General features: G+C 68.1%; 43 protein-coding genes. 14 read left to right on the top strand and 29 right to left on the bottom strand.

The window, feature by feature from the left end; translation table 11 throughout:
- Positions 1–247 precede the first annotated feature (247 nt).
- The 4 genes from JEQ17_RS41140 to JEQ17_RS41125 all read right to left on the bottom strand — a co-directional run bounded on the left by JEQ17_RS41140 (position 248) and on the right by JEQ17_RS41125 (position 1,632).
- Complete coding sequence (locus JEQ17_RS41140) at positions 248–667, bottom strand: hypothetical protein (protein WP_200399994.1); 420 nt, start codon at positions 665–667, stop codon at positions 248–250.
- Positions 664–984: a hypothetical protein gene (locus JEQ17_RS41135; RefSeq protein ID WP_200399993.1), complete on the bottom strand. Its 321-nt coding sequence runs from the start codon at positions 982–984 to the stop codon at positions 664–666. The genes JEQ17_RS41140 and JEQ17_RS41135 overlap by 4 nt, the downstream gene beginning before the upstream one ends.
- 124 nt (positions 985–1,108) lie before the next feature.
- A complete protein-coding gene (locus JEQ17_RS41130; protein ID WP_200399992.1) occupies positions 1,109–1,282 on the bottom strand; it encodes a hypothetical protein in 174 nt (57 codons plus the stop codon).
- An 11-nt stretch (positions 1,283–1,293) separates the two neighbouring features.
- Entirely contained in the window at positions 1,294–1,632 is a 339-nt protein-coding gene (locus tag JEQ17_RS41125) for a hypothetical protein (protein ID WP_200399991.1), read from the bottom strand.
- 128 nt (positions 1,633–1,760) lie between these two features.
- On the opposite strand from JEQ17_RS41125, the gene JEQ17_RS41120 reads away from it, so the two are divergent.
- The 4 genes from JEQ17_RS41120 to JEQ17_RS41105 are packed head-to-tail and all read left to right on the top strand — an operon-like array spanning position 1,761 to position 2,809.
- A complete protein-coding gene (locus JEQ17_RS41120) occupies positions 1,761–2,051 on the top strand; it encodes a hypothetical protein (protein WP_200399990.1) in 291 nt (96 codons plus the stop codon).
- Positions 2,048–2,260, top strand: a complete 213-nt coding sequence (locus JEQ17_RS41115) for a hypothetical protein (protein ID WP_200399989.1) — start codon at positions 2,048–2,050, stop codon at positions 2,258–2,260. Before JEQ17_RS41120 ends, JEQ17_RS41115 begins: the two co-directional genes overlap by 4 nt.
- Complete coding sequence (locus tag JEQ17_RS41110) at positions 2,257–2,565, top strand: hypothetical protein (protein WP_200399988.1); 309 nt, start codon at positions 2,257–2,259, stop codon at positions 2,563–2,565. Before JEQ17_RS41115 ends, JEQ17_RS41110 begins: the two co-directional genes overlap by 4 nt.
- 52 nt (positions 2,566–2,617) lie before the next feature.
- Positions 2,618–2,809, top strand: a complete 192-nt coding sequence (locus JEQ17_RS41105; RefSeq protein ID WP_200399987.1) for a hypothetical protein — start codon at positions 2,618–2,620, stop codon at positions 2,807–2,809.
- On the opposite strand, the gene JEQ17_RS41100 is transcribed toward JEQ17_RS41105, so the two are convergent.
- From JEQ17_RS41100 to JEQ17_RS50935, 20 genes are all read right to left on the bottom strand, one after another.
- Positions 2,810–3,025 (bottom strand): hypothetical protein, encoded by a 216-nt coding sequence (locus JEQ17_RS41100; protein WP_200399986.1) that lies wholly within the window; start codon positions 3,023–3,025, stop codon positions 2,810–2,812.
- Between the two features lie 9 nt (positions 3,026–3,034).
- On the bottom strand, positions 3,035–3,220 hold the full coding sequence (locus JEQ17_RS41095) for a hypothetical protein (protein WP_200399985.1): 186 nt from the start codon (positions 3,218–3,220) through the stop codon (positions 3,035–3,037).
- A gap of 4 nt (positions 3,221–3,224) precedes the next feature.
- On the bottom strand, positions 3,225–3,425 hold the full coding sequence (locus JEQ17_RS41090) for a hypothetical protein (protein ID WP_200399984.1): 201 nt from the start codon (positions 3,423–3,425) through the stop codon (positions 3,225–3,227).
- A 2-nt stretch (positions 3,426–3,427) separates the two neighbouring features.
- Positions 3,428–3,628 (bottom strand): hypothetical protein, encoded by a 201-nt coding sequence (locus JEQ17_RS41085; RefSeq protein WP_200399983.1) that lies wholly within the window; start codon positions 3,626–3,628, stop codon positions 3,428–3,430.
- A gap of 17 nt (positions 3,629–3,645) precedes the next feature.
- Positions 3,646–4,161 (bottom strand): DUF6197 family protein, encoded by a 516-nt coding sequence (locus tag JEQ17_RS41080; RefSeq protein WP_200399982.1) that lies wholly within the window; start codon positions 4,159–4,161, stop codon positions 3,646–3,648.
- An 87-nt stretch (positions 4,162–4,248) separates the two neighbouring features.
- A complete protein-coding gene (locus tag JEQ17_RS41075) occupies positions 4,249–4,416 on the bottom strand; it encodes a hypothetical protein (RefSeq protein ID WP_200399981.1) in 168 nt (55 codons plus the stop codon).
- A 33-nt stretch (positions 4,417–4,449) separates the two neighbouring features.
- The gene (locus JEQ17_RS41070; protein ID WP_200399980.1) at positions 4,450–4,836 is read right to left on the bottom strand and encodes a hypothetical protein; all 387 of its coding nucleotides are present in this window, start codon (positions 4,834–4,836) and stop codon (positions 4,450–4,452) included.
- A gap of 221 nt (positions 4,837–5,057) precedes the next feature.
- Positions 5,058–7,313: a hypothetical protein gene (locus tag JEQ17_RS41065; protein WP_200399979.1), complete on the bottom strand. Its 2,256-nt coding sequence runs from the start codon at positions 7,311–7,313 to the stop codon at positions 5,058–5,060.
- Between the two features lie 62 nt (positions 7,314–7,375).
- Complete coding sequence (locus JEQ17_RS41060; RefSeq protein WP_200399978.1) at positions 7,376–7,981, bottom strand: hypothetical protein; 606 nt, start codon at positions 7,979–7,981, stop codon at positions 7,376–7,378.
- A gap of 28 nt (positions 7,982–8,009) precedes the next feature.
- Positions 8,010–9,347: a hypothetical protein gene (locus tag JEQ17_RS41055; RefSeq protein WP_200399977.1), complete on the bottom strand. Its 1,338-nt coding sequence runs from the start codon at positions 9,345–9,347 to the stop codon at positions 8,010–8,012.
- A 51-nt stretch (positions 9,348–9,398) separates the two neighbouring features.
- Positions 9,399–9,572, bottom strand: a complete 174-nt coding sequence (locus JEQ17_RS41050) for a hypothetical protein (protein WP_200399976.1) — start codon at positions 9,570–9,572, stop codon at positions 9,399–9,401.
- Complete coding sequence (locus tag JEQ17_RS41045; protein WP_200399975.1) at positions 9,572–9,799, bottom strand: hypothetical protein; 228 nt, start codon at positions 9,797–9,799, stop codon at positions 9,572–9,574. The genes JEQ17_RS41050 and JEQ17_RS41045 overlap by 1 nt, the downstream gene beginning before the upstream one ends.
- Positions 9,800–9,804: 5 nt before the next feature.
- Positions 9,805–9,999, bottom strand: a complete 195-nt coding sequence (locus JEQ17_RS41040; RefSeq protein WP_200399974.1) for a hypothetical protein — start codon at positions 9,997–9,999, stop codon at positions 9,805–9,807.
- 136 nt (positions 10,000–10,135) lie between these two features.
- A complete protein-coding gene (locus JEQ17_RS41035; RefSeq protein ID WP_200399973.1) occupies positions 10,136–10,315 on the bottom strand; it encodes a hypothetical protein in 180 nt (59 codons plus the stop codon).
- Positions 10,316–10,453: 138 nt separating this feature from the next.
- The gene (locus JEQ17_RS41030; RefSeq protein WP_200399972.1) at positions 10,454–10,687 is read right to left on the bottom strand and encodes a hypothetical protein; all 234 of its coding nucleotides are present in this window, start codon (positions 10,685–10,687) and stop codon (positions 10,454–10,456) included.
- 46 nt (positions 10,688–10,733) lie between these two features.
- Complete coding sequence (locus tag JEQ17_RS41025; RefSeq protein ID WP_200399971.1) at positions 10,734–11,039, bottom strand: hypothetical protein; 306 nt, start codon at positions 11,037–11,039, stop codon at positions 10,734–10,736.
- Positions 11,040–11,151: 112 nt separating this feature from the next.
- Positions 11,152–11,436, bottom strand: a complete 285-nt coding sequence (locus tag JEQ17_RS41020) for a hypothetical protein (RefSeq protein ID WP_200399970.1) — start codon at positions 11,434–11,436, stop codon at positions 11,152–11,154.
- Complete coding sequence (locus JEQ17_RS41015) at positions 11,433–11,594, bottom strand: hypothetical protein (protein ID WP_200399969.1); 162 nt, start codon at positions 11,592–11,594, stop codon at positions 11,433–11,435. The genes JEQ17_RS41020 and JEQ17_RS41015 overlap by 4 nt, the downstream gene beginning before the upstream one ends.
- Before the next feature lie 88 nt (positions 11,595–11,682).
- Complete coding sequence (locus JEQ17_RS41010) at positions 11,683–12,123, bottom strand: hypothetical protein (RefSeq protein WP_200399968.1); 441 nt, start codon at positions 12,121–12,123, stop codon at positions 11,683–11,685.
- 2 nt (positions 12,124–12,125) lie between these two features.
- Positions 12,126–12,326 carry a helix-turn-helix domain-containing protein gene (locus JEQ17_RS50935; RefSeq protein ID WP_200399967.1) on the bottom strand — a complete coding sequence of 67 codons (201 nt, stop codon included), beginning with the start codon at positions 12,324–12,326 and terminating at the stop codon, positions 12,126–12,128.
- A 173-nt stretch (positions 12,327–12,499) separates the two neighbouring features.
- On the opposite strand from JEQ17_RS50935, the gene JEQ17_RS41000 reads away from it, so the two are divergent.
- From JEQ17_RS41000 to JEQ17_RS40955, 10 genes are all read left to right on the top strand, one after another.
- A complete protein-coding gene (locus tag JEQ17_RS41000) occupies positions 12,500–13,030 on the top strand; it encodes a UTRA domain-containing protein (protein WP_200399966.1) in 531 nt (176 codons plus the stop codon).
- A 1-nt stretch (position 13,031) separates the two neighbouring features.
- Complete coding sequence (locus JEQ17_RS40995) at positions 13,032–13,796, top strand: GntR family transcriptional regulator (protein WP_200399965.1); 765 nt, start codon at positions 13,032–13,034, stop codon at positions 13,794–13,796.
- 139 nt (positions 13,797–13,935) lie between these two features.
- The gene (locus JEQ17_RS40990) at positions 13,936–14,538 is read left to right on the top strand and encodes a GIY-YIG nuclease family protein (protein ID WP_200399964.1); all 603 of its coding nucleotides are present in this window, start codon (positions 13,936–13,938) and stop codon (positions 14,536–14,538) included.
- Positions 14,539–14,644: 106 nt separating this feature from the next.
- Positions 14,645–15,124, top strand: coding sequence for a DUF6907 domain-containing protein (locus tag JEQ17_RS40985; protein ID WP_200399963.1), 480 nt, complete (start codon positions 14,645–14,647; stop codon positions 15,122–15,124).
- A gap of 160 nt (positions 15,125–15,284) precedes the next feature.
- Positions 15,285–16,055 (top strand): hypothetical protein, encoded by a 771-nt coding sequence (locus JEQ17_RS40980; RefSeq protein WP_200399962.1) that lies wholly within the window; start codon positions 15,285–15,287, stop codon positions 16,053–16,055.
- A 112-nt stretch (positions 16,056–16,167) separates the two neighbouring features.
- Positions 16,168–16,557, top strand: coding sequence for a hypothetical protein (locus JEQ17_RS40975; protein ID WP_200399961.1), 390 nt, complete (start codon positions 16,168–16,170; stop codon positions 16,555–16,557).
- A 369-nt stretch (positions 16,558–16,926) separates the two neighbouring features.
- Positions 16,927–17,250 carry a DUF4429 domain-containing protein gene (locus JEQ17_RS40970; protein WP_200399960.1) on the top strand — a complete coding sequence of 108 codons (324 nt, stop codon included), beginning with the start codon at positions 16,927–16,929 and terminating at the stop codon, positions 17,248–17,250.
- Entirely contained in the window at positions 17,223–17,642 is a 420-nt protein-coding gene (locus JEQ17_RS40965; RefSeq protein WP_325176307.1) for an NUDIX domain-containing protein, read from the top strand. Before JEQ17_RS40970 ends, JEQ17_RS40965 begins: the two co-directional genes overlap by 28 nt.
- Positions 17,643–18,281: 639 nt before the next feature.
- Positions 18,282–18,491, top strand: coding sequence for a hypothetical protein (locus JEQ17_RS40960; protein WP_200399958.1), 210 nt, complete (start codon positions 18,282–18,284; stop codon positions 18,489–18,491).
- Positions 18,481–19,152, top strand: a complete 672-nt coding sequence (locus tag JEQ17_RS40955; protein ID WP_200399957.1) for a hypothetical protein — start codon at positions 18,481–18,483, stop codon at positions 19,150–19,152. Before JEQ17_RS40960 ends, JEQ17_RS40955 begins: the two co-directional genes overlap by 11 nt.
- Positions 19,153–19,202: 50 nt before the next feature.
- On the opposite strand, the gene JEQ17_RS40950 is transcribed toward JEQ17_RS40955, so the two are convergent.
- From JEQ17_RS40950 to JEQ17_RS40930, 5 genes are read right to left on the bottom strand one after another with little or no spacing between them, the layout of a single operon-like run.
- Positions 19,203–19,394, bottom strand: a complete 192-nt coding sequence (locus tag JEQ17_RS40950) for a hypothetical protein (RefSeq protein ID WP_200399956.1) — start codon at positions 19,392–19,394, stop codon at positions 19,203–19,205.
- Positions 19,391–19,774 (bottom strand): hypothetical protein, encoded by a 384-nt coding sequence (locus JEQ17_RS40945; protein ID WP_200399955.1) that lies wholly within the window; start codon positions 19,772–19,774, stop codon positions 19,391–19,393. The genes JEQ17_RS40950 and JEQ17_RS40945 overlap by 4 nt, the downstream gene beginning before the upstream one ends.
- On the bottom strand, positions 19,771–20,004 hold the full coding sequence (locus tag JEQ17_RS40940) for a helix-turn-helix domain-containing protein (RefSeq protein ID WP_200399954.1): 234 nt from the start codon (positions 20,002–20,004) through the stop codon (positions 19,771–19,773). Before JEQ17_RS40940 ends, JEQ17_RS40945 begins: the two co-directional genes overlap by 4 nt.
- Positions 20,001–20,306, bottom strand: coding sequence for a hypothetical protein (locus JEQ17_RS40935; RefSeq protein WP_200399953.1), 306 nt, complete (start codon positions 20,304–20,306; stop codon positions 20,001–20,003). Before JEQ17_RS40935 ends, JEQ17_RS40940 begins: the two co-directional genes overlap by 4 nt.
- Positions 20,303–20,635, bottom strand: coding sequence for a hypothetical protein (locus JEQ17_RS40930; RefSeq protein ID WP_200399952.1), 333 nt, complete (start codon positions 20,633–20,635; stop codon positions 20,303–20,305). Before JEQ17_RS40930 ends, JEQ17_RS40935 begins: the two co-directional genes overlap by 4 nt.
- Positions 20,636–20,637: the final 2 nt, after the last annotated feature.

Below are 20,637 nucleotides of genomic sequence, written 5' to 3'. Positions count from 1 at the left end.
CCCTTCACCTCGCGGACGGTAGCCGTCCCGATGCGGGCGGCAGACCACTGCTGGCCGTAGTGCCGGACACGGGCGCCGACGGAAAGCGGGTGGCTCACGGTTGGTCAGTCCTCGTCTCGGTCGAAGTGGTAACGGTCGTAGCGGGCGGCTTCGGCTGGTGTCTCGTCCCAGTCGTGCGCCCGGGGTTCGGCGAGCGGCTCCGGCACGTCGACAGCCGGGGCGGTAGCGGACTGTGTGCGACTTGCGGCTACCACGGCGCCTCTTCTCCCCAGCCCGATCCCGCCTTCATGCTGCAGCGCTTCGGGTTGATGCCGTCGAGTTCCATGCGCCGCCTGTCGAGGCGGGTTTGGGTTCGCATCCACTGGCGGCATCCGTCGGTCTTGCAATCGGCGCAGTACGGTTCGCCGCTCTCGCCAGTCTGGTCGGCGGCCCATCCTGTGGTGGCGTGGTACAGCGTCGGCCCGGCATTGAGGCGGTTGGCCCGGCGGCGCCGCATCCGTTCCAGGATCTTCGCCGAGCTGGGCTCCATCCACTGGTGCATGCCGACGATGGGAGCCCACTGGCTGCCGTGATGGTGCTGTTCGTCGCCGCACCAGGAGCAGCCGTAGGGCGGCTCGAAGTCGATGCCCCGGGCGGCTAGATGGGCGCGGATCGCTACGGTCGTCACGAATCCCCCAGTCCGAGAGCATCGAGCAGCGCGAAGATGTCGACGGACGCGTTGCCCTTGTCGCGAGCGTCCTCCACCAGCCGCTCGACGCGGGCGAGGCGGGAGGCGTCGGCATCGCTGTCGCCATCCCACGAGATGTCGATCTGCGCCTTGCGGACGGCCGCCTCGGAGCCGAAGGCGAGCGCGTCGACATCCACCTCCGCGCCCAGGGTGGCAACGACGTGGTCACAGGCGACTTCGGGGTCGATCTCCTTGATGGCGTTGCGGATGAGCTGGGTTGCGAGGTCGCGCACCTGCGGCAGTTCAGAGTTCGGCATGTGGCTCCTTCCAGTTGAGTCCGGGCAGGTCGCCCCATCCGACGACAAGCCCCGGATTGTGGGCGGCCGAGAGGTGGCGGGCGGGCAGTCATGACGGCGGTCCTCCCGCCACGCGTGCGGCGGGTCAGGTGTAGGCGCTGCGTGTGCCCCATTTGCAGCCGGTGCACAGCCAGGCGGGGCCGATGCTGATGCCGTCGTCGCTGTTGGGGTCGAAGTCGAAGGTGATGCTGCCGCATTCGGGGCAGTGGTCGGGTTCGTCGTCAGGGAGGGTGTCGTCCCAGTCGTTGGGGTTGGGCATGACGGATCTCCTTACGCGGCCAGCGCGAGCTTCGCGGCGGCGAGCTTGTAGGCGGGCTTCCTCGGGCGGTACAGGGCGACGAGCGCGGCGACTTCACGCGCCGTGTAGCGGGTGCAGGGGCGGGCGGCGCCCTTCCGGAACGCGCGACCCGTGACGCCGACGACTCCGGCCTTCTCGGTCTTGTCCCGCAGGCTGCCCGCGACGCTGCTGGCTTCGGCCCGTGTGAGGCCGACGGCGAGGCAGTGGGAGGCGATGGTCGCCGTGCCGCGTCGGGCGATGCGGGCGGCTGCGCGGGTGGCGATGCTGCGGGCCTTGATGATGGCGCGGCGGGTGCGGTTCGAGCGGATCATGCGGTTCCCCCTTGGTAGTTCGCGTTCCGCCATAACAACCTACTAGCGATCATCGGTTGCGCTGGCGATGACTCAGACACTACCCCTGAGGCATAGGCACCGCAACCCTGTTGCGATACATTGGTGCCATGAATCCGACCCCGCCCGCCGAGCCGCCCTCCCTGGAGGACATCGCCGCAGCCGGCCACCGCCGCCAGCGCGACGCCGACCGCCTCAAGAAGTCCGGCGACGAGTTGAAAGACCTCGTCCTCACCGCCCTACGTGAAGGCCACCTGAAGCCAACCGAGGTCGCCAAGGCGTCTGGCTGGACCGGGGCGCACGTCCGAAAGCTCGCCCGGACGGCGGGCATTGAGCCTGACGAGCGCTATCGCGAACGGGCCGAACGACTGAAGAAGATCCAGCCCGGGGAGGACAAATGATCGGCGACCGGGACCGGATCGATATCGTCCTCGACGTCTTCTCAGACCCCGACGCCTACCGTGTTGTCATGGTCGGCGCGTTCGAACCCGGCCGCGAGCTGCCGCCCGTCCCGGAAGGCGCGACCAGGAATGTGGTGCAGTCCTTCATGGGTATGCCGATGAACACCCGCGCCTTCCGGCTGGGCATCCCGGCTGGAGATGCCGAGTGACCCCGGACCAGGCCGCAATCGTCGACTTCCTGCGCCGGCAGTACGCCGACAGCGTCGACCTGGCCCGAAGGATGGAGAACTTGGCGGCCACGGGCCAGATCCCGGGCCTCGACGTGCCGCCGGGTCAGGCCGCGAACTTCGGCAGGGTCCACGCCGCCGAGACCCGTGTTCGGTTCCTAGACGAGACGGTGGCCCCCTACCTGGGTACGGCCGGGCCGACCGGCCGGATCGCCGACATGCAGCTGCGGCTCCTCGCCTGGGAACACGCTGGGGTCCGCGGTTACGACGAGGCGTGGCGGCCGTAGCGCTTCCCGCAAACCGCCCCGCCTCCCCCACCGGCCCGGGCACACTGCCGTCATGGCGTTACGTTTCGCGGTGCAGGCGGACACGGAGCAGGAGTGCGCGGCCGGGCTGGAGTTGCTGCACACGCTGGGGCTGGTGACCCGCATGGAACCGCGGCTACTCACCGACAACAGGTGGATGGCCCGGGCTGTACCGTGCACGACGAAGGCCCCGGCCGAGGATGGCCGGGGCCCTTCCGTGCGCTGATCAGGCGGCAGTCTTCTCGCGGATGTCGTCGACGAGCCCGCTCTTGCTGATCTCCAGGACGGTGCCGCATCGGCCGCACGTGTAGTCGATGCCACCTCGGGCTGTCTTGGCACCATCCATGTCGTCGCCGCAGCAGACGGGGATGTCGTCAAGGTCGGCTTCGTCGCTGGGGGACAGTTCGTAGCCGTAGCTGGTGGTGGGTCCGGTGGAACACATGGCGGTCTCCTATCGGTGGTTGCGGGCGTCAGATGCCCACGGGTCGGTGATGTCGGTGAGTGGCCCGAAGTCGGCGGCGCTGATGGTCGGCTCGTCTTCGTAGTCGGGATAGTCCTCGGGGTTGGCGGCGATGCGGCAGCCTTCGCTGCAGTACGGGTAGCCGCCGGGCGCGCCGCAGTTCTGGCACTCGTTCACGGGCTCACCCCCTTCTCGGGTAGGTGTGGCCAGCGGGAGGGTACGGCTGCGTTGGGTCGTTTCCGACGCCGAAGAGCACGACGGTTTCGAAGTCGTCCAGGTCGGCGTCGGGGTCGGGGCGCATCTCGCTGGCGCGGTCGAGGGCGTCGAGGAGGCTGTTGGTTCGACGGTTGTCGTCGTCGCGGGTCTCCCGGCGGAATCCCATGGTCATCCCTTCAGGTGCTGTTTGTGGTTGCTGGCCCAGCGGGTGGCGCGCCGCTGATCGCTGATGTCGCCTTCGAGGCAGTAGTCGGTGGCCTGACAGCCGACCTCGGCGCACGCCACCGAGCGGAGTCCTGCCGCTTCGGCTTCGGCCGTGCGGCCTGCCCATAGGGCGCGAATGGCGTCGTCTTTCTTGCCGTTGGACACGGGGCTTCCTTTCGGTTTTAGATGCCGCGCCTGTGGGCGCGGTCGGCGGCGCGTTCGAGGTACCGCAGGACGGGCGCGACGCTGGCCTGATCGGCGTTCCAGCTGGGGATCGTTTCGACGTGCGGCAGTTCGGCGCGGATGACGTCGAGGAGCAGCACGCACGCGTCGTCGGCTTGACCTCGACTGGCCGCCTCAAGTCGGATGGCCCGGATGGGGCAGGTCGCGCCGCCCTCGTCGTAGATCGCGTCCCGGCACCATCCGCCCTGCATGATCCGGTTGCGGGCCCGGTGGAGGATTCCGGCGATCGGCGTCGCGTAGGGGTCGGGCGCTGCGGTGGGGGTGAGCGGCAGGGGCGCCGTAATCTCCGGCATTTCGGCGCCGGGGATGTAGGCGGTGTTGATGTCGAAGGCGAGTCCGGCCCGGTCGATACGGGCCGCCATGATTGCGTCGACGATGGCGAGTCGCGCTTCGAGGTCGAGTTCAACGGGGGCGGTGACGGGCGGGGTTGCTCGCACGGGGGCGTGCGTGGTCATGTTCGTGGTGCCTCCTGCGCGCATGCGCGTGGTGGGTGGATGGGGCGCCCCTGATTGCTGGCAGGCGGAAGGGGCGCCCCGGCTTGGCTACTTGGCGGCGCCGTAGGTCGTGGCGCCCATGACGCGGCTCATGGCGACGACGTCGGCGTCATTGCCGCTCTGGGTGATCTCGATCGTGATCCGGTTGATGGCGTCGTCGTCCCCGCGCTCCCATGCGGCGGTGAAGCGGTTGACGGCGTCGGACTTGGCTGCCATGGGCTCTCCTTGGTTTCTGCTTGTCGGTTGGGGTTAGACGCGGCGTCCGTATGGCTTGACGGTGTCGCCGACGCGCTTCTCCAGGCCCCGGATCTCGTCCTCGTCGAGAATCCCGCGGTGGTCGTCGCCGAGCGGCGAGCCGACCTGTCGGCCAGGCCCAGCGAGGGGACGCACTCCGGCCGGCGGGCGGTCGTAAACCGGGCCGAAGTTCTGGCAGAGCTGGACGGCGTCCATGGACCCCGAGGCGGGGGTGCCGGTGATCGGTCGGCGATAGTCGAAGACGTGCTCGCTGTAGGTGTAGGTGTCCTCGTAGGGGCCGAGGTTCCGGGCGTGCTCGTTGCGCGTGTAGTAGGTGACGCCGAGCTTGGCGTCACGGGCGAACTTCTTCGCGTCGCCGGGCTTCCAGGTCTTGCCTGCCATGAGTGATCTCTCTTCCGGTTTGATGTGGTTTGTTCTTGCTGATCGCGGTTGCTCGGCTGGAGAAACCGCAGGTCAGGTGCCGTCGATGGCCTGATCGGGCGCCGCTCGAAGCAGTGGCGGATCAGCAGCAGATCGGCAGCGGGAGCGACTCTGACCTGCGGGTTTCAGTGGGGATCGCGGCCGATCAGGGCCCGATCAGTGGGACATATAACGCTTAACGGTCACAGCAGGTGGCGGAGACGATCACGCTTGAAGCCGCGCGGATTCTTCTCCTCACCGATCGGACCAAGCGTGATCGGCGATCCGGCACCGGCCGTCTTCATCAGCGCCTTCAACGCGTCCGCGTCCATCTCCCCATAGGTGTCCGGGTCGTAGTCGCGGAGCGCGCCCAGGAGCGCCTCCGTCTTCATCCGGTCGACGTCGGCCTTCTGCATGACAGCAACCGAGTCCTCGACAGCCTGACGTGGAGCACCGTCTTCGAGCGGGTCACGCTCGGCTGGCTGCGCGCCGCACAGCCTCAACAGCTGCTCCCAGGTGAGGAGTTCGACCGGGGCCGGCTTCTTGATGTCGCCGTCCTTGTCGTACTCCGGCTCGACATACTCGGGCAGGTCCACGCCCCGCATCGCGTCCAGGCTGTCCTGGTCTGGGTCGAGGAGCCCAGCCTCCAGTCGCTCCTGCGCGAGCCTCCGCAGGACGTCGGACGGCACCTCGTGGATCGCGTACTCGATCGGCTCGTCGGCCTTGCCGGGGACACCCTGGATGAAGATGTGGCCAGCGTCTTTGGGGTCGGTGGCGGTGGCCGGGGACAGCTTGTGCGGGAGGTATCCCTCCCTGACGGAACCGTCGCCGAAGACCGATCGGGTGTCCTCGACTTTGCAGGGTCCGACCGCCTTGAGGGCGACCATCTGAGCGATGTTGGCGCCGAGGTAGCTGCTCTGGCCGCCCTGCGACGCGGCCTGTACGACGATCAGCTCCTTGCGGCCGACGAGCAGCAGGTCGTTGTACAGACGCTTGGCCAGGCTGCTGGCCTTCGGGAGCTCGTCGAAGAAGATCGTGACAGCCGGTCGTTCTGGACTGGGCTGCCACTTCTTGCCCATACCGAGCTTCGCTCGCAGCCGGGCCCGCCCCTTGGCCATGACCAGGAAGAACAGCAGGACGGCTTCGATCTGCTCGTTCGCGCGGGCGGTAATCCGGACGGCGTCGCCTAGATCTTCTAGACCGTCGCCGAACGGGTCGAGGTCGATGGTGATGTTGTCGCGGCAGGCTGTCACGCCCTCGGCGAGCGCTTGAAGGATGCCGGTCTTGCCACCGCCCGAGGCCGCCACCCACAGGCCCATGACGCCGGCCAGGGACAGCTCCAGCGGGTCTCCGCCGACCGAGGTTCCATTACGGAATGCGTCCAGGATCGACAGGGACTTGGGGGCGCGGTAGGACAGGCCTGGAGCGGAGGCGAACGGGTTGCCGTCGACGAGCCGCAGTACCGCGCAGGCGCGGCGGACCTTCAGCGGCTGCGGCCGGACGCCATTCGTGGGCAGGTCGAACCTGGTCTCCAGGTCGCCACTCTTCTCGATGATCGCCTCAGGGGTGCCCTCGCCGACCCGGACGACGCACTGCCAGCCCCACGGCTGCCGCTGCACGTCGGACACTTCGACGATCGGCACGTTCTCGGCCCGCGCCGCAAGCAGCACGCACTGGGCGAGCTGGTCAGCTGTGCGGGCGTGCCGGATCGGGTACGGCTTGGCGCCTTCGGGCAGCTGCTTGACGGACATGACGACGTTCCCGCCGACGATCGGCGTCGCTCCCCCGGCCGGGTCCGCCTGGAACGTGGCGGGCAGGGCCGGGGCCAGGGCGAAAGGGGCCTCGCCTGCCTGTCCGCTGACGAACGGCCGGGAGATCACGTACCAGCCCCAGGTGGCACCGGCCCCTATCGCGCCGAGCAGCAGCGGCTGCCCCTGCACGGCCTCGCTCAGGGCTGCACCGAGCGCGGACAGAGATCCCAGACTCCCGACTACAAGCAGGCCGACCCTGCCAGCCTTCTTGCCGGTGCGAGTGTTGGCGATCTCCCGATCGGTGGGCGGCATGACCGGCTGGGCTTGGAGGGCTTGCAGCTTGGACTCTTCGACGCTGAGCCGCCTGGCGTAGCTGGCGAGCGCGCTGTGGCTCTTGATGCCTTCGTCGTCGTCTTCGAACTGGGCTTTGGCTACGGCGAAACGGGCATGCAGGTCGGCGACGTTGCCTTGGTTGCGTGCGATCTTCTCGTCGTGCTTGCGCTGCTTGCGTTCGGCCGCGATCTGCATGATCTCGGCGTCGTCGATGTCGTCGGTGGCCAGCCATTCCTTCGTGCGGGCGGTGGCGTGGCCGCGCTGTACGGCGAACGCGGTCTTCATCTGCTCGCCGCGGGTGGGCTCGTCCTGCTCGATCGAGGCTGCGGCCACTTCAGGTTCGTAGTCGGGGCGCGGCGGGATCTCGGTGGCCACTGGCCTTTCCTTCCTGGGATTGGCCGGGGCCCACGGCGTGCGGGCCCCGGATGGCGAGTGGTTTAGAAGCCGGCCCAGACGTTGCCGAGTCCGGTGGCGGCGGATCCGCCGAGCTGCTGGATGAGCGGGCCGAAGAAGGTGGGGGCGAGGTAGACGCCGAGGGCGACGCAGGCGAATGCCTGGGCGAACTTCACGTGCCCCTTCTTGACCATGACGATGACGATGGCGAGCAGGGCCAGGCCGATCGCCACGGTGAGGCTGATGGTCCCGCCGCCCGCCTGCGTCTGAACCTGCTGCGGGTTGTACGTGTTGGCAGGCACCTGCCCGTTGATGCTCGGCTGGTTCGGGTTCTGCAGTGCGGCCCCGGATCCGTTGTCCGGGGTGAGCCCGTTGCCGATATTCGGGTCGTCCTCCGACTTGGCGGCGGCGAGGATCACGGTCCGGGTGTGCTCGTCGGTGGCCCGGTAGGACGCGGCGTCCATGCCGCGGACGTGGAGGGTGCGCCCGTCCGGCATGTTCACCGAAGCTCCGGTGGCCCGGTTGATGGCGGTCTCCATGTCGGCGGCGGACGCAGGCTGCGCGGTGACGGTGGTGATGGCGGCGGCGCCTCCGAGGAGGGCAACAAGCGCACTGCCCGAGACGGCGATGTGGCGGATGGTGGCGTTCATTTCTGGTCTCCTGGTTGAGGGTTGTGGATCAGTCGCTGGTGTCGGGCCGTGCCTTTACCGCGTCGCGGAGTCGGATGGCGTATTTGGTGCGGCAGCCGACGGCTTCGCGGACGTTGCGTGCGGAGAGTCGATCGGTTCCGCCGAGCGCTTCGGCGAGCTTGCGGACGGCCTCCAAGTCGGCGTCTTCGAGGGGCCGTTCCATGTCGGGATCGACGGGTCGGCCGGATGACCGCTTCCCTTTACCCCCAAGGGGTGTACGCGTCTCGGAGCGCTTCGCGGAGCGGGCCCGTGACCCTCCCCCCGCGGGTCCGTGAGAGCTGTCCCCTGCGGGCGCCCCTGTGGGTCCGTCGTCGCCGCGGTTCGAGCCGAAGATGTCGGCGAGCCACAGGTCGACGGCAACACTTTCCGGGCTGCGCCCGTAGTCCTCCCAGACCGCCTCGACGGCCTCGCGGGCAGCCTCCCTGGAGGCGAGAGATTCGGCCGTCACCGACAGCGGAAGACCGTGCATCGTCTCCCACGCCTGCGCCCACGCCGACGTCCGGTCGATGGCGCCCGTCGGATGCGCGGCGATGATCCGCTCGAACTCGGCGAACTCGTCCGTGAACAGCTTCCGGCGGCGTTCGTCCTCGGTCTTCTCGACCTGCTCCCGCTCCCGCTGCGTCTTCGCCTCTTCGCGGGCGGCACGTCGGTCGTGGGCGCGCTGCTTCAGGTCGCGCCCGTCCTCGGCGGCCTTCGACTCCAGGAACTGGCGGACCTCCGCCAGTAGCGGGCCGATGACCGACGTGGCGGCGAGCGCGTAGCCGGCGACCGGCCCGTACTCGGTGACGCCGTGCGCGAAGTTGATGTAGCCGGCGAGCGAGGCGAGCGAGGCAGTCATCAGCCAGAACGGCCAGCGGGGCAGACCCTTGCGGTGCGCCCACCGGGTACCCATGACGCCGACCCAGGCGAGGAGTTCAAGGAAGAACGGGATCGGCGCGAGCGTCCACGCCGGCCCCGGGTTCTGGTCGTCCTTGCGGTGCAGGCCGAGGAAGTAGCTGATCTGGGCGGGGAGTGCGGCAAGCAGGCCGAGCGTCATGACGACGTTGACGAGGATCTTGAAGGTGGCGCCGTCTTCGTCGCGCTTCTCGCGCCGCTGCGCCTTGCGGTCCGCCTTGTCGTCCTTGGCGGCCTCTTGGACTCCGGCAAGCTGGTTGCGGATCTTGGTCTGCTTCAGTTGCTCGGTGAGCTTGTCGGTCTCGGTCTTGGCGGCGACAGACTCGGCGACCTTCGCGGCAGCGTCGGCCTCGGCCTTGATTCGGGCCGTCTCCGCCTTGGTCTTGGCTACACCGGCGTCACGTTCCTCCCAGGAGACGTATCCGCTGCTCATGGCTGTCCTTCCAGGACTTGGTGGGGGTACGGGGTAGCTTGCGGTGGGGGGTTAGGCGATGCGCTGGATGTCGACGTCCAGGTCGCGCGGGTCGGTCCGGGCAGCCTCCACACGGCGGTCGAGGTCGGCCTGGTCGTAGACGGTGATCGAGTCGGTCGGCGACCCGGTGATCGGATTGACGGGCCGGCCGGTACGCGAGGTGGCGGTGAAGATCCAGGTCGGCATCAGACCGCCCTCAGGTGGCGGACGCCGCACTCGTCGGCGTGCCCGGACGCCCACACGCTTGCGGGTTCCAGCGCCGCTTCCAGCTCGTCCTCGTCCATGACGACCCGGCTAGTCCCGTGGCCGCAGCCGCGGCACACCGCGGCGACGGTGACGTTCACCTCAACGACGGTGCCGGTGTCGCCCGTGTACTGCAGGTAGGCGGCCTCGGCGACGGTGTACGCGGCCATGACGTTCAGCCCTTGCCGTTGCTGCGGTCGTGGTTCTCCTCCGTGATGTCCAGGAAGTCCTGCCACGCGGTCTGCTCGACGATGGACCAGCCGGTAGCAAGCCCCTGGTCGCCCTGCCGGAGCGCCTCGATCTCGCACGCGAGGCCCTGCTGCGCAGCCTTGATGGCGTCAGCGGCGGACGTGTACTTGCGGTCCTTCATCACGGTCTCCTTCGGATCGGTGAATGGGTTGTCGGTGCGCGCCCCGGGTTGCCTTCGCGGCTACGTCCGTGGTGACCGGGTCCGGGGCTGGGTGCCGTGGCGGCGGGGGAAGCCACCGCCACGACGGACTCAGGGGTCAGGCCTTGCGGAGCTGGCGGCTGTGGAAGCGGAGGCGGCCATCCGCGATCCCGGAAACCCGCCAGCCGTAGATGTGGTGCGGCTCGGAATCGGCGATCGTCCCCGTCTGGCCGATCCAGCGCCGCTCTTCGCACTCGACTACGACGACCTGGTCGCCCTTCTCAAACAGCTTCAGCACGGTTGTCCTCTCGGTTGTCGGTTTGGGTTGGTGCTGGTCGTGCTCGACGCCAACCCGTGTGTGCGGGGCAGCGACTGGCGCGGCCAGAGCCGGGGTGGTGTGGCGGCGCTCCCGCGCGCCGCCACAGCCGTGCGAGGGTCAGGCGGCCTTGAGGTGCAGGTCGTGGCAGTGTGTCCGCCAGTCCTGGTGGACGGGGCACGTCTTCCGCTCCGAGTCCGGCACCGCATACGTGGTTTCGCGGTAGAGGGCGCGGGTGAAGTCGTCGCCGAACTGTTCGGTCATCGCGTCGGCGACCGTGGTACGCGCCCGGCGCAGCTTCGCCAGCTCGGTCGTGGCGGCCAGATCGGCGTCGGAAATCAGGTACGGAGACATGGGGATCCCTTTCGGATCAGCAGGAACAAGTGGGGGTGAAGCGGGGTCAGGCGGTGGGAAGGGGCAGGGCGCGGCACTGCTCGGCGTGGGACTGCGCCCACTTGGAGGCCTCGCGGTCGGCCCCGCTGCTGCCGTTGTCGACGCGGTAGCTGTAGTCGCGCCACTCCTCGTTGTGGGTGGCGTCGCAGCCTGCGCCTCCACAGCGGGCGATGCTGAGGTTCGGCTCGGTGTCGACGATGAGGTGCATGTCGTGGCTGACATCGACGAGAGCCCCGCCGACAGTCACGAAGCGGGCGACGACACCCTCGGGCCACGGAGTAACGGACGGGACGGTCTGAGCACTTGCGGACATAGCGGATCTCCTCGGTTGGTCGAGCCGGGATGGAGTTAGGGCAGAGGTGCGGAACTGGAAGCCGCGGGCTGGCGGGACGGGGGGAACCGGAACATCCGCCAGCCCGCGGCGCTTAGGGAACCGGCCGGAGGTGCCGGACCGGTGCCAGCCGGGGCGGCGGCCCCGATTCGACCGGCCCGGCCGCCCGCCTGGCGGCATGGAAGCCGAGGTCGGCCAGGTTCGTCGGATCGACCGCCACCGACCCTGCGATGTCCCCGTTGGCGAGCTGCACCGTCAGCCGCAGCGACGCACCCAGAGGATGCGGATACGCCTCCACCAGCCCGGCCACAGCGGCAAGGAACTCGGCCGCGGCGCGGGCATCCAACTGGTGCAGAATCCACGACTCGTCGCCGGTCACTGCTCGGCCTCCGGGACGACAAGGAACAGGTCGCGGTCGATGTCCATCACAACGGTCGCCGGAGTACCGGCCTGCCGGAGCTGCTGCGCTGCCTCCTCCGCCGGCCAGGAGCCGCGCGGGCCGCCAGCCGGGAAGTCGGCGAGGATCTCGCGGGACATCACTGCACCGCCGTCGGGTAGGGGTGCGGGCCGCGGGGGCGCTCGGGCAGCTTGTCCTTGGTCCTGCCGTGCTCGTCGGCGGCCAGCATCACGCCACCCCGATCAAGTCGAGGCGGCCGGCGGAGGCCAGCTGGCAGCGGCACATCCGCATCTCGTCCTGCGCGGCGAGGCAGCCGTCGAAGTTGCGCTTGGCGGCGGCGCGGCGACAGTCCAACGACGCCAGCCGGTACCGGCCCGCGATCTCCGCGGGGGCAATCAGGTCCAGGCGGCCAGCCTCGGCGAGAGTCGTGAACGCCTCCGTCAGACTGTCCTGCGCGGACGTCAGCGAGTCGAACTCGGCGCCCGACAGTGTCGACGCGGGGTGGGCGATCAGCTCGTCGTAGCGGGCCGTCGCGACCTCGTACACCGTCACGGCGCGGACCACGGCAGCCGGAGCAGTGAGCTTCAGCTCCAGGCGAGCCAGGGCGGCGACGGCAGGGGCGGGGAGCGGAGCGGTGGGGGGTGGCTGAATCGGGGTTGCGGTGCTCATGGCTACGCCACCTCCGAGGTGGGCTCAGGGGTCTCCGTCGAATTCAGGACGGACTCAGGGATGCGGAGGGCGCCGGTCGCGCCGTCTCCGGGCTTGAAGGGCTGTCCGTTCCTGAAGGCAGGAAGAAAGCCCTGGTGGATCCATCGATAGACAGTCGCGGGATGCACTCGGAAGTGCACGGCGACGTCACGAACTCGCAGCATTGCGCCTCCGAATCGCGGTTTCGCATCTGTCAGCAGACGTTAATACCTCGACACTTAAAGTAGCAAGCCTCGCGGCACGCTTTTGGCCACACGGTCACGGACATCTGTAATCATCAAGGGCTTAAGGTTGGGAGGTCAGAACGAGCATCAGCAGTGGAGGGGGAGTTCAAGAGATGGCCGAGAACCAGCGGCGGAATGACTCGCTCGCCTACGTCACGCCTCGCGAGCAGGGACAACCGGACGCTTGGAGCGCGGAAGCGCAGCACCGGGGAGGCCAACGGCTCGCCGAGGTTGCCGAGGTGACGCCACCGATTCAGGTCGCCGCCGCCCTCTCTCTGGCGGTCGACGACAAGGTAGCCGTCCGCCGTCGGGTCATCCTGCTCGACGGAGACGCGATCGAACTCGCCGACTCCTACTACCCGCTCGAGATCGCACGCGGCACGGCGCTCCTCGAGACGAAGAAGATCAAAGGCGGCGTACCCACTCTGCTGGCCGAACTCGGCTACCGCGCCACGCACCTCTCCGAGGATCTTGAGTTCCGTGAGGCCGACGACCTCGAGCGTGCCGCGCTCGCTCTCCCCGAGGGCTCAAGTGTTCTGACCCTGCTACGCACCACGTCCACCGAAGACGGGACCCCATTCGAAGTGCAACTGATGGTCATGAAGGCGCCTCGACGCCTCCACTACGAGATCGAGGTCGACTGACATGCCAGAGCCGCACGAGGACAACCGCCCCCTCGGGGAGCGCATCGCTGCCGAGATCAGAAAGCTGATCATGGCTGGCGACTGGGAGCCCGGAGCCCGAGTGCCTACGAACGAAAAGTTGAGGACGCAGTTCGGCACGTCGAACGTGACCATCCAGCGCGCCCTCCAGGTCCTCAAGGACGAGAAGCTCCTCGAGGGCAAGACCGGGGTCGGCGTATTCGTGCGCGGCGAGGGCGCTCAAGCCATCCGCCCGGCGCACAGCCTTCGGCCGTCGGAGCCGGGACAGCCATACCGCTGGCTACTTGAGGCCACACGGAACCAGCAGCGGGGCAAATACAAGATGCTCGAGGTTGGCGAGGTGAAGCCGCCCAAGCAGGTGCGCCTCGCTCTCGGCCTGGACGAGGACGGCACGGCAATGCTGCGATCCCGCATCGGCTACCTCGACGGCAAGCCGGCCGAACTCGTGCACTCGTACTATCCGATTGAGCTGGCGCGCGGCACGCGCCTCGAGGATCGCAGGCTCATCCCGGGCGGATCGCCGGTCCTGCTCGAGGAGATGGGGTACCCGACTCGCTCGCAAGACGACGTACTTGGTGCACGTCCCGCCACTACGGAGGAGTACGTACACCTCGAGATCCCGCGCGACGTTCCGGTGATCGAGATCTTCCGCGTGGTCTACAGCGACGAGCAGCGGCCGATCGAAGTCTCGCTGCTCACGAAACCGGCGCACCGCTACAAGATGGCGTACAGCGTCGACTGCCCCTGAACGGCCCCTGCTTACGCGCCCCCGGCCTCCAGCCGGGGGTTTTGCATACCGGGACACTTGGGCTTGATACAAGAGCGAATAAGCTCTACGGTTCTGTGTCGTGAGAGTGGCGCACGCCACACGCTCAGTTAGGAGCGGCATGCCCCAAACCCCACCGCGGACGCCAGCCCCGGCGTTGCGAATCCCGTACATCAAGTTCCACGAGCCCGACAAGGTCCGGACTCTGTTGTACCGATTCTTCGACGACGAGGGCAGGCTGCTGTACGTCGGCATCACCAACAATCCGCAGAATCGCTGGGCCGACCACGCGCACAAGGCGCGGATCAACGAGAACGTGTGGTGGCACCTGGTGCGCGTCGTCCACACCGAATGGTGCGACACACGCGGCGAGGCCGAGGCGGCGGAGATTACCGCCATCCGTCACGAGCGCCCGCTACACAACGGATCCCACAACGTGCGACTCGGGGCAGGGCTCCGTTTTCGGTCGATGTACCTGCATCCCATGGCCAGAGAGATCTTCGGCGACAAGCCGTTCACCTTGCACGAGCTGGCCGACCGCGCAGAGATCCCCGTTGGGACCGCCAGGCTCTACGCCCGCCGGCTTGTCGCCAAGGGTGCGTTCCAGAAGATCGGAAGCGTGAAGGCTGGGCCCCGGAATAGGCCCAGGCTCCGGTTCGTCGCCCTCGACGTTCCCCCCGATGTCGCCTCGCCCGTGCAAAGTCCCCTGCTGGACATGGAGTAGCCGCAACACGACGGCCGGGCGGTCGCCACCGCCCGGCCGTAAAGATCAAAGCGAGTTGCCACTCGCTGATCACGAAACCCAACCCTTCGAGATCGGAGTTCCGTCCATGACTGTAGCAACGCCTGCGCCCAACGTCCCCAGTCAGAGCACTGTGCCGCAGGCCACGCGGCCTCGCACGTGGTCGTTCATCAACCGCCGGACGGGCGAGCCGATGGCCGTCACCTGCATGCAGGGCTGCACCATCGACCACCGCCACGAGATGGGCCGGGACGTGTTTCCCGAGGACATCTGGTGCTGGACGCTGGCGGAGGACATGACGCTGCCGGTGAACGCAGACGGCAAGCCGGAGGAGTTCCGCATCTTGTCCACCGTCATCAAGGTGGAGCCGTGGTCCCCGAAGATCGCGGATCGGCTGCCGTTCGCCGTGATCGAGCTGGTCGACGACCACTTCGTCGACGGTCTCGACCCTGACGGGCTGGAGACGGTCATCCGCACGCTCGCCGAGCGACTGGATCAGATGCGTGAGACGCATGCCCGCCTGATTAAGGTCCGCGCGGAGTACCGCCAGCGGTCGATCGCCAGCTAAGGCGAACCCGGCAAACGCGACGGCCGGACGGTTCGCACCCGTCCGGCCGTTCGTAGATCAGCGGGTATGCGGCCCGCTCTATCCAGGAGTTCTCCTTGAAGGTACACAGCCGCGCCCTGCCCTGTCGACGGGCGGCGTAGCGATGCGAGTACGCAGAACGATGCCCGACGACGGCTGGGTGCCGGTCGCGAACACCACGGCGCAGGGCCGCCGGCTCAGCTGGCGCGCCAAGGGCTTGCTTGTGGATCTGCTCAGCTACCCGGACGGCTACCGGATCACGTTCAAGCAGTTGATGGACGAGGCGAAGAAGGCTGGAGATCCGGACGTCGAAGGCCGGGACGCCATGCGGAAGTCAATGCAGGAGCTGGAGCGGAAGGGCTACCTCAAGCATCAGCGCGTCGAGGTGAAGGACCCGGCTCCGGGAGGCCAGCGATGGCGCACCGAGACGTTCATCTGCGATCAACCCATCTATGCAGATCGCGCTGGAGGTACGGGTCCCCAGGACCACCAGGATTCAGGACCACCAGACTTCAGTAGCCCCGAAGATCAGGAACTCTTTAACAACACGAGTTCCTACAAGACGAACCAGCAGCAAGAAGAAGCGGGCAAATCTTCCTCCGCACTCGCTGCCGCTCGTGCGGGCGAGGTTGCGCGCGAGCGCGAGTTGCCGCCGGATCTGAAGCGGCTGTACGACGCGGCCGACAAGCTCGACGACGACCGGCTTCGCCGCTTGCTGCTGCAGTTCGAACGGAAGCGCCCGCAGATCTACCGGCAGCAGCGGCAGAAGACCCTCACCCAGCTCGGCAGGGAGGATCCCGAAGCGCTGCAGTCGGTGCGCGAGGTGGACCTGCTGAGCTTCAAGTACGCGCTGCAGCACTACCGCAGCGACGACAAACCGCTGCCCGTTTGGCTGACCAGATTCCCGCGTTAGTCGGCCTCTGTAGCGCCTTCTCTGGCGCCTCGCCGGTATCACCTGCCCTTCCGTCTCCCGTCTGCCCGTCCACCCCTAAACTGGCGCACGCCGCCACGAGAGGACCTCACTAATGCGACCGCAAGATTTCCGCGACTACCTGGTTGACCTGCTGAAAAACACTCCTGGTGTGCAGCGCGTGGAGGTGTTGGAGGGCGGCAAGCATCCTTACGCCTTGGCCAGCACTGTTGGCGGCAAGGAGTACCGCTGGCAGATCATTGGCCAGCTGGCGGACGGGGCAAAGCACGACACGCCTACAGCACCGGTGACGGCTGGCCCGCCGGCCTACACGACGGCCCCGGCTGACGGCGCGGCGGATGCCTGGCTGGCGGGCGTGATCGGCGGATCGGAGCCGTCGGACGTGGAGCGGCTGGAAGTCTGGTCGACGCGGCCGAAGAAGTCGGAGCCGGGTTTGACGGTCTTGTTCCACAACGGTGAGCGCGCCTATGTGCGCCTGATCTGAGCCCTTCCTGCGCCCCTGACGGCGGCTGCACGGTGGATGGGTCCGGCGCTATCCGCCATAGAGGGAGCTCTCATGCGTGATCACGTCGATCCTGTCCAGTGTTCGGCCGCATGCCCGGTCTGTGGCGCCTATGGCGGCGCGGAGCCTGGCCAGCCCGTGGCGCCGCATCAGCCGCAAGGCAGTCGCGAGATGTGCCCGGGGAGCGGTCAGCCTGCCGTGTAGGCCGGCCCCGAGCGCGCCGGAAGGCCCCGCCCGTTGGGCGGGGCCTTCGTCGTTCCTCTCCCCCGCCGCTCCGTCTGCCGCCAGACTGCCCGGATGGACCTTTCAAAGCCCGCGCCCACGTCCGAACCGCAGTCCTACAAAGGCCACATGGCGACCGCGACCGTCTTTCCGGATCGTGTCGTGTTCAAGCGTTCCCGGCTGGCCCGTCTGGGCGGTAACCGGAGCGGCGAGGTGCTGTTGGCAGCGGTGGTGGCGGTCAATGTCGTGGAACCGACCGGCTGGGTGAACGGCTACGTGCATCTGCAGACTGCGGCTGATGCGGGCCCGTTGCGGGTGGTGTCGAAGGCTCAGCAGCAGGCGGTGGCTGGCAACCCGCGGACGATCATGTTCTCGTATGGGCAGCGGGAGACGTTCAAGGAGTTCACTGCTGCGGTGCAGGCGGCGTGGGAGGCGCAGGGGCCGCGGCTGTGACATCCCCCGTCGTCGCTGGCGCGGTGATTGTGCGGGCTGGCCGTGCCCTGCTGATCCGCCGCGCCTCCCCCGCCGGCGCCCTGCTGTGGTCGTTCCCGTCGGGCAAGGTCGAGCCTGGCGAGACGGCAGCCGAGGCCGCTGCCCGGGAGGCCCAGGAAGAGGCTGGCGTCACGGTCGAGCCGCTGGTTGCGCTGGGCAGCCGGATCCATCCGGCGACGGGCTGGCGAGTGGTCTACGTCGCCTGCCGGCTGCTGTCGGGCGACGCGCATGCGGCCAGCCCGCGGGAGGTGGCGGAGGTCGCATGGGCGCCGGTCGGCCGGCTGTCCGGGTACGTGCCGGGCGGGGTGTATGGCCCGGTCCAGGAGTACCTCGACGGGGTCCTGTCGCACTGATCGCCACAGGGCCTGCCAGCCCATCGATGGTCAAGTTTCGGCCGCACTTCGAATCCTCGAAGGGGACAAGCTTCCTCGCTTCCCGCCGCTGTTCGCGCGGGCGCGCGCGAGGGCTGGCAGGCTGACGGGAGACTTCAAGTACGTCGGGGCGCTGCAGTGCGGTGAAATTGCGTCCGATTGAGGGACTGCGTTATCGGGATGATCGTGTCGGCGTGGGGTGGGCTCCCCGATCTGACAGCGTCAGTCGTGACCGTGTTTCACCTTTCAGAGGGCACGGGAAGGTGGTGGGAGCCCTTGGTAGGAGGGCTCCCATCTTCATGTGATCGATGCGGGCGGCCTGGGGGCACGGAAGTCGGCCGTGTCCTGACCGTCGATGAGGATGGCGCTCGCCAGCCCGGCGTCGTCGTCGACAAAAGGGGGCGTCGGTGCGCTTGCGGCGGCGATCTCCGTTTCGAACGCTGGCCGGTCGGAATCCGTACTGGAGGGCCACTCGGGCGGGTGCAGTTCACGCTCCAGTGGGAAGAATCCGACAGGGGTGTCCTCTGACTGGACCCGGACGTGTGGCCTGCGCCACAGTGTCAGACCCGTGAGGGACACTTCCGTCATCGAGAAAGTTACTGGGGGGTAGGGGCGATTCAGGTGACCATCCAAGAGCAGCGAGCCGCGGACCACGACGAAGACATCATCACCGAACTGTCAGAAGCCGAGTTCCGCGAGGCGGCCTACGCGGCACTGGACCGGCTCGGCATCACCTACGCACAGCTCCACGACATGGCCAGCCGGCGCGACTTCAGCTCCGCGCAGGCGCACTCGCTCTGGGTGACCATCGGCGGCGCACTTGATCTCTGACAAGCTTCGTGACCGGACGAACAAGTTCGGGAAGGAGATCCAGGCCCTCCTGAACGGCACCATCGCCAGTCACGTCCAGATAAAGGCGGTCGCGCTCTCCAGGAACGACGACCGCCTTTTCATGCTTGGTCACCTGCTGACGAGGGACACGATGGCCGCCCAGCGGTTCCGCCTCAAACCGCGGGCGCCGAAGGCTGAGCTGTGGATGGATATCAGCTTCCAACTGCGGCTGGACGCCGAGCGCGAGCACCTGATGGTCCAGCAGTCGTTCGTCGGGTTGTTCGGGTCAGCGGGCGCCAAGCATGGGCTGTTCCACTACGACTACGAGCGGGACAAGGCTGACGGTTACCCGGACGCTCACCTGCAAGTCGATGCATCGTCAGAGCTGCTCACGGCGCTCAATGATCCGAAGTGCGATACGGGCCGGTCGCTGGCGAAACTGCACTTCCCGGTCGGCGGGAAGCGGTTCCGCCCTTGCCTTGAGGACGTCATCGAGTTTCTTGTAGCGGAACGCCTCGTCGTGCCGCGTGACGGCCACGAGAAGCTTCTGGAGGCTGGCCGTGAGCGGTTCCGCAAGAACCAGCTGATGGCGGCCATGCGGCGCGACCCCGCCACAGTGGGAGAGTTCAACGAGCGCTGCAAAGCCCAACAGCAGGCGTAGCTCCAACTGGCCCCTCGCCCCCCCGGTCGACCGCCGGGGGCGTCGCCGTGTCACCGCCGCCCGGTCCGGTCGGCGTATTCGGCTGGCGGGCAGTCGGGGTAGTGCCGGTATTCGGGCTGGTCGACGGGCGCCGACATGCTGCTGCTGTAGGCGACGGTGACGATGTACCGTCCGCAGCCGCTGCAGCAGGGCGGGAGGCCGCCGGTGAGCAGCGCCCACAGGAGCCGCAGGCGGTAGATCACAGCAGACCTTGCGCGCGGAGCCGTTCGCGCCGTGCGGCGGACTGCTGTGCGTCCCAGCGCCGCCAGTTGCGGGCCTGCCGCATCGTGGGGGTCATGTTGCGCCGCCACTTGCGGGGCTGGTGGGCTTCTTTGCCGCTGCCGTGCGGGGCGGGCAGATAGGTGACCTTGCCGTCGTGTTCCCAGACGTAGTTGCCGGTGCGGTGCATGCCGTTGTGGCGGCGCTTGAGGGCGCAGCGCCAGTCGCGATAGCCGCCTCCTTCGCCGGGCACGCCGGTCTTCTGTGGCCGGTCGTTGCAGTAGCCGGCGAGTATCGCGAGCAGGTCGTGCCAGCGGTTTTGGGTGCGGTGGATGGCGATCCATGCGCGGCCGGGGAGCTTCACGGCGTCTCCTTCGGTTTGATCATGAGTGCGATGTCGGTGTCCAGGTCGAGCCAGACCAGCAGCGTGACCAGTGCGTCGGCGTCGGGCCGTTTGTCGTCGGCGAGGCGGGAGAACGTCGACGGGGATACGCCGACCAGGGCGGCTAGCTGCTGCCACGTCAGGCCCCGCTCCAGCCGTTGGGCGTCCAGGCGGCGGCGAAGCTCAGGGACGTCGAGCTGGTAGATGCTCATGTGGCCGCCGTCCGCCGGGCCAGCATCCGTAGGTTGTGCTTGCACCACCGGCAGTCGCAGCCGAGCTGCTCCCCGTCGCAGCACAGGCACTCTTTGTGCATCAACCGGTACTCGATGGGCGGCAGGCCGGGTGCGTCGAGGCGGCGGGTCCAAATCCGATAGAGGCCGCAGCCCGAGCATCGGTGCTGGTCGTGCGTCCGACCCACCTGCTCGGCCCACACATGCCAGGCGACGTAGGCGCGGGGCGCCTTGGCGTGCTGCCAGGCTTGCGGGCAGGGCGGTTCGGGCTTCGGTCGGGTCACACCAGCTCCTGGACATGTAGCGGGGCGGAGGCTTCTGCGCTTTCAGCGGCCGGGGAGTCGGGGTGGACGCACCGATTTTCGTCGATGTCCCAGAGGGCGCCGGGCATGCCGCAGTCGGGGCCGACGGGGTGGGCGCCGACGAACACGAAACGGGCACGAGCCTCAGCCATGTGCGGGTCGCAGGCGAAGCTGACTTCCGCCTGGGGATTCCACATGACGTGCCACGCGCCGTCGGCGCCGCAGTCGGTGTCCCGACTGTTGCTGGGCGAGTAGTTACAGGTCCGCTGTTGGTCGTCGACGACCCGGCCGAGCGGGACGAACGGGTCCATGG

Source organism: Streptomyces liliifuscus, assembly GCF_016598615.1.
Classification (GTDB): Bacteria; Actinomycetota; Actinomycetes; order Streptomycetales; family Streptomycetaceae; genus Streptomyces; species Streptomyces liliifuscus.
This window is presented reverse-complemented; position numbering and strand designations above follow the sequence as displayed.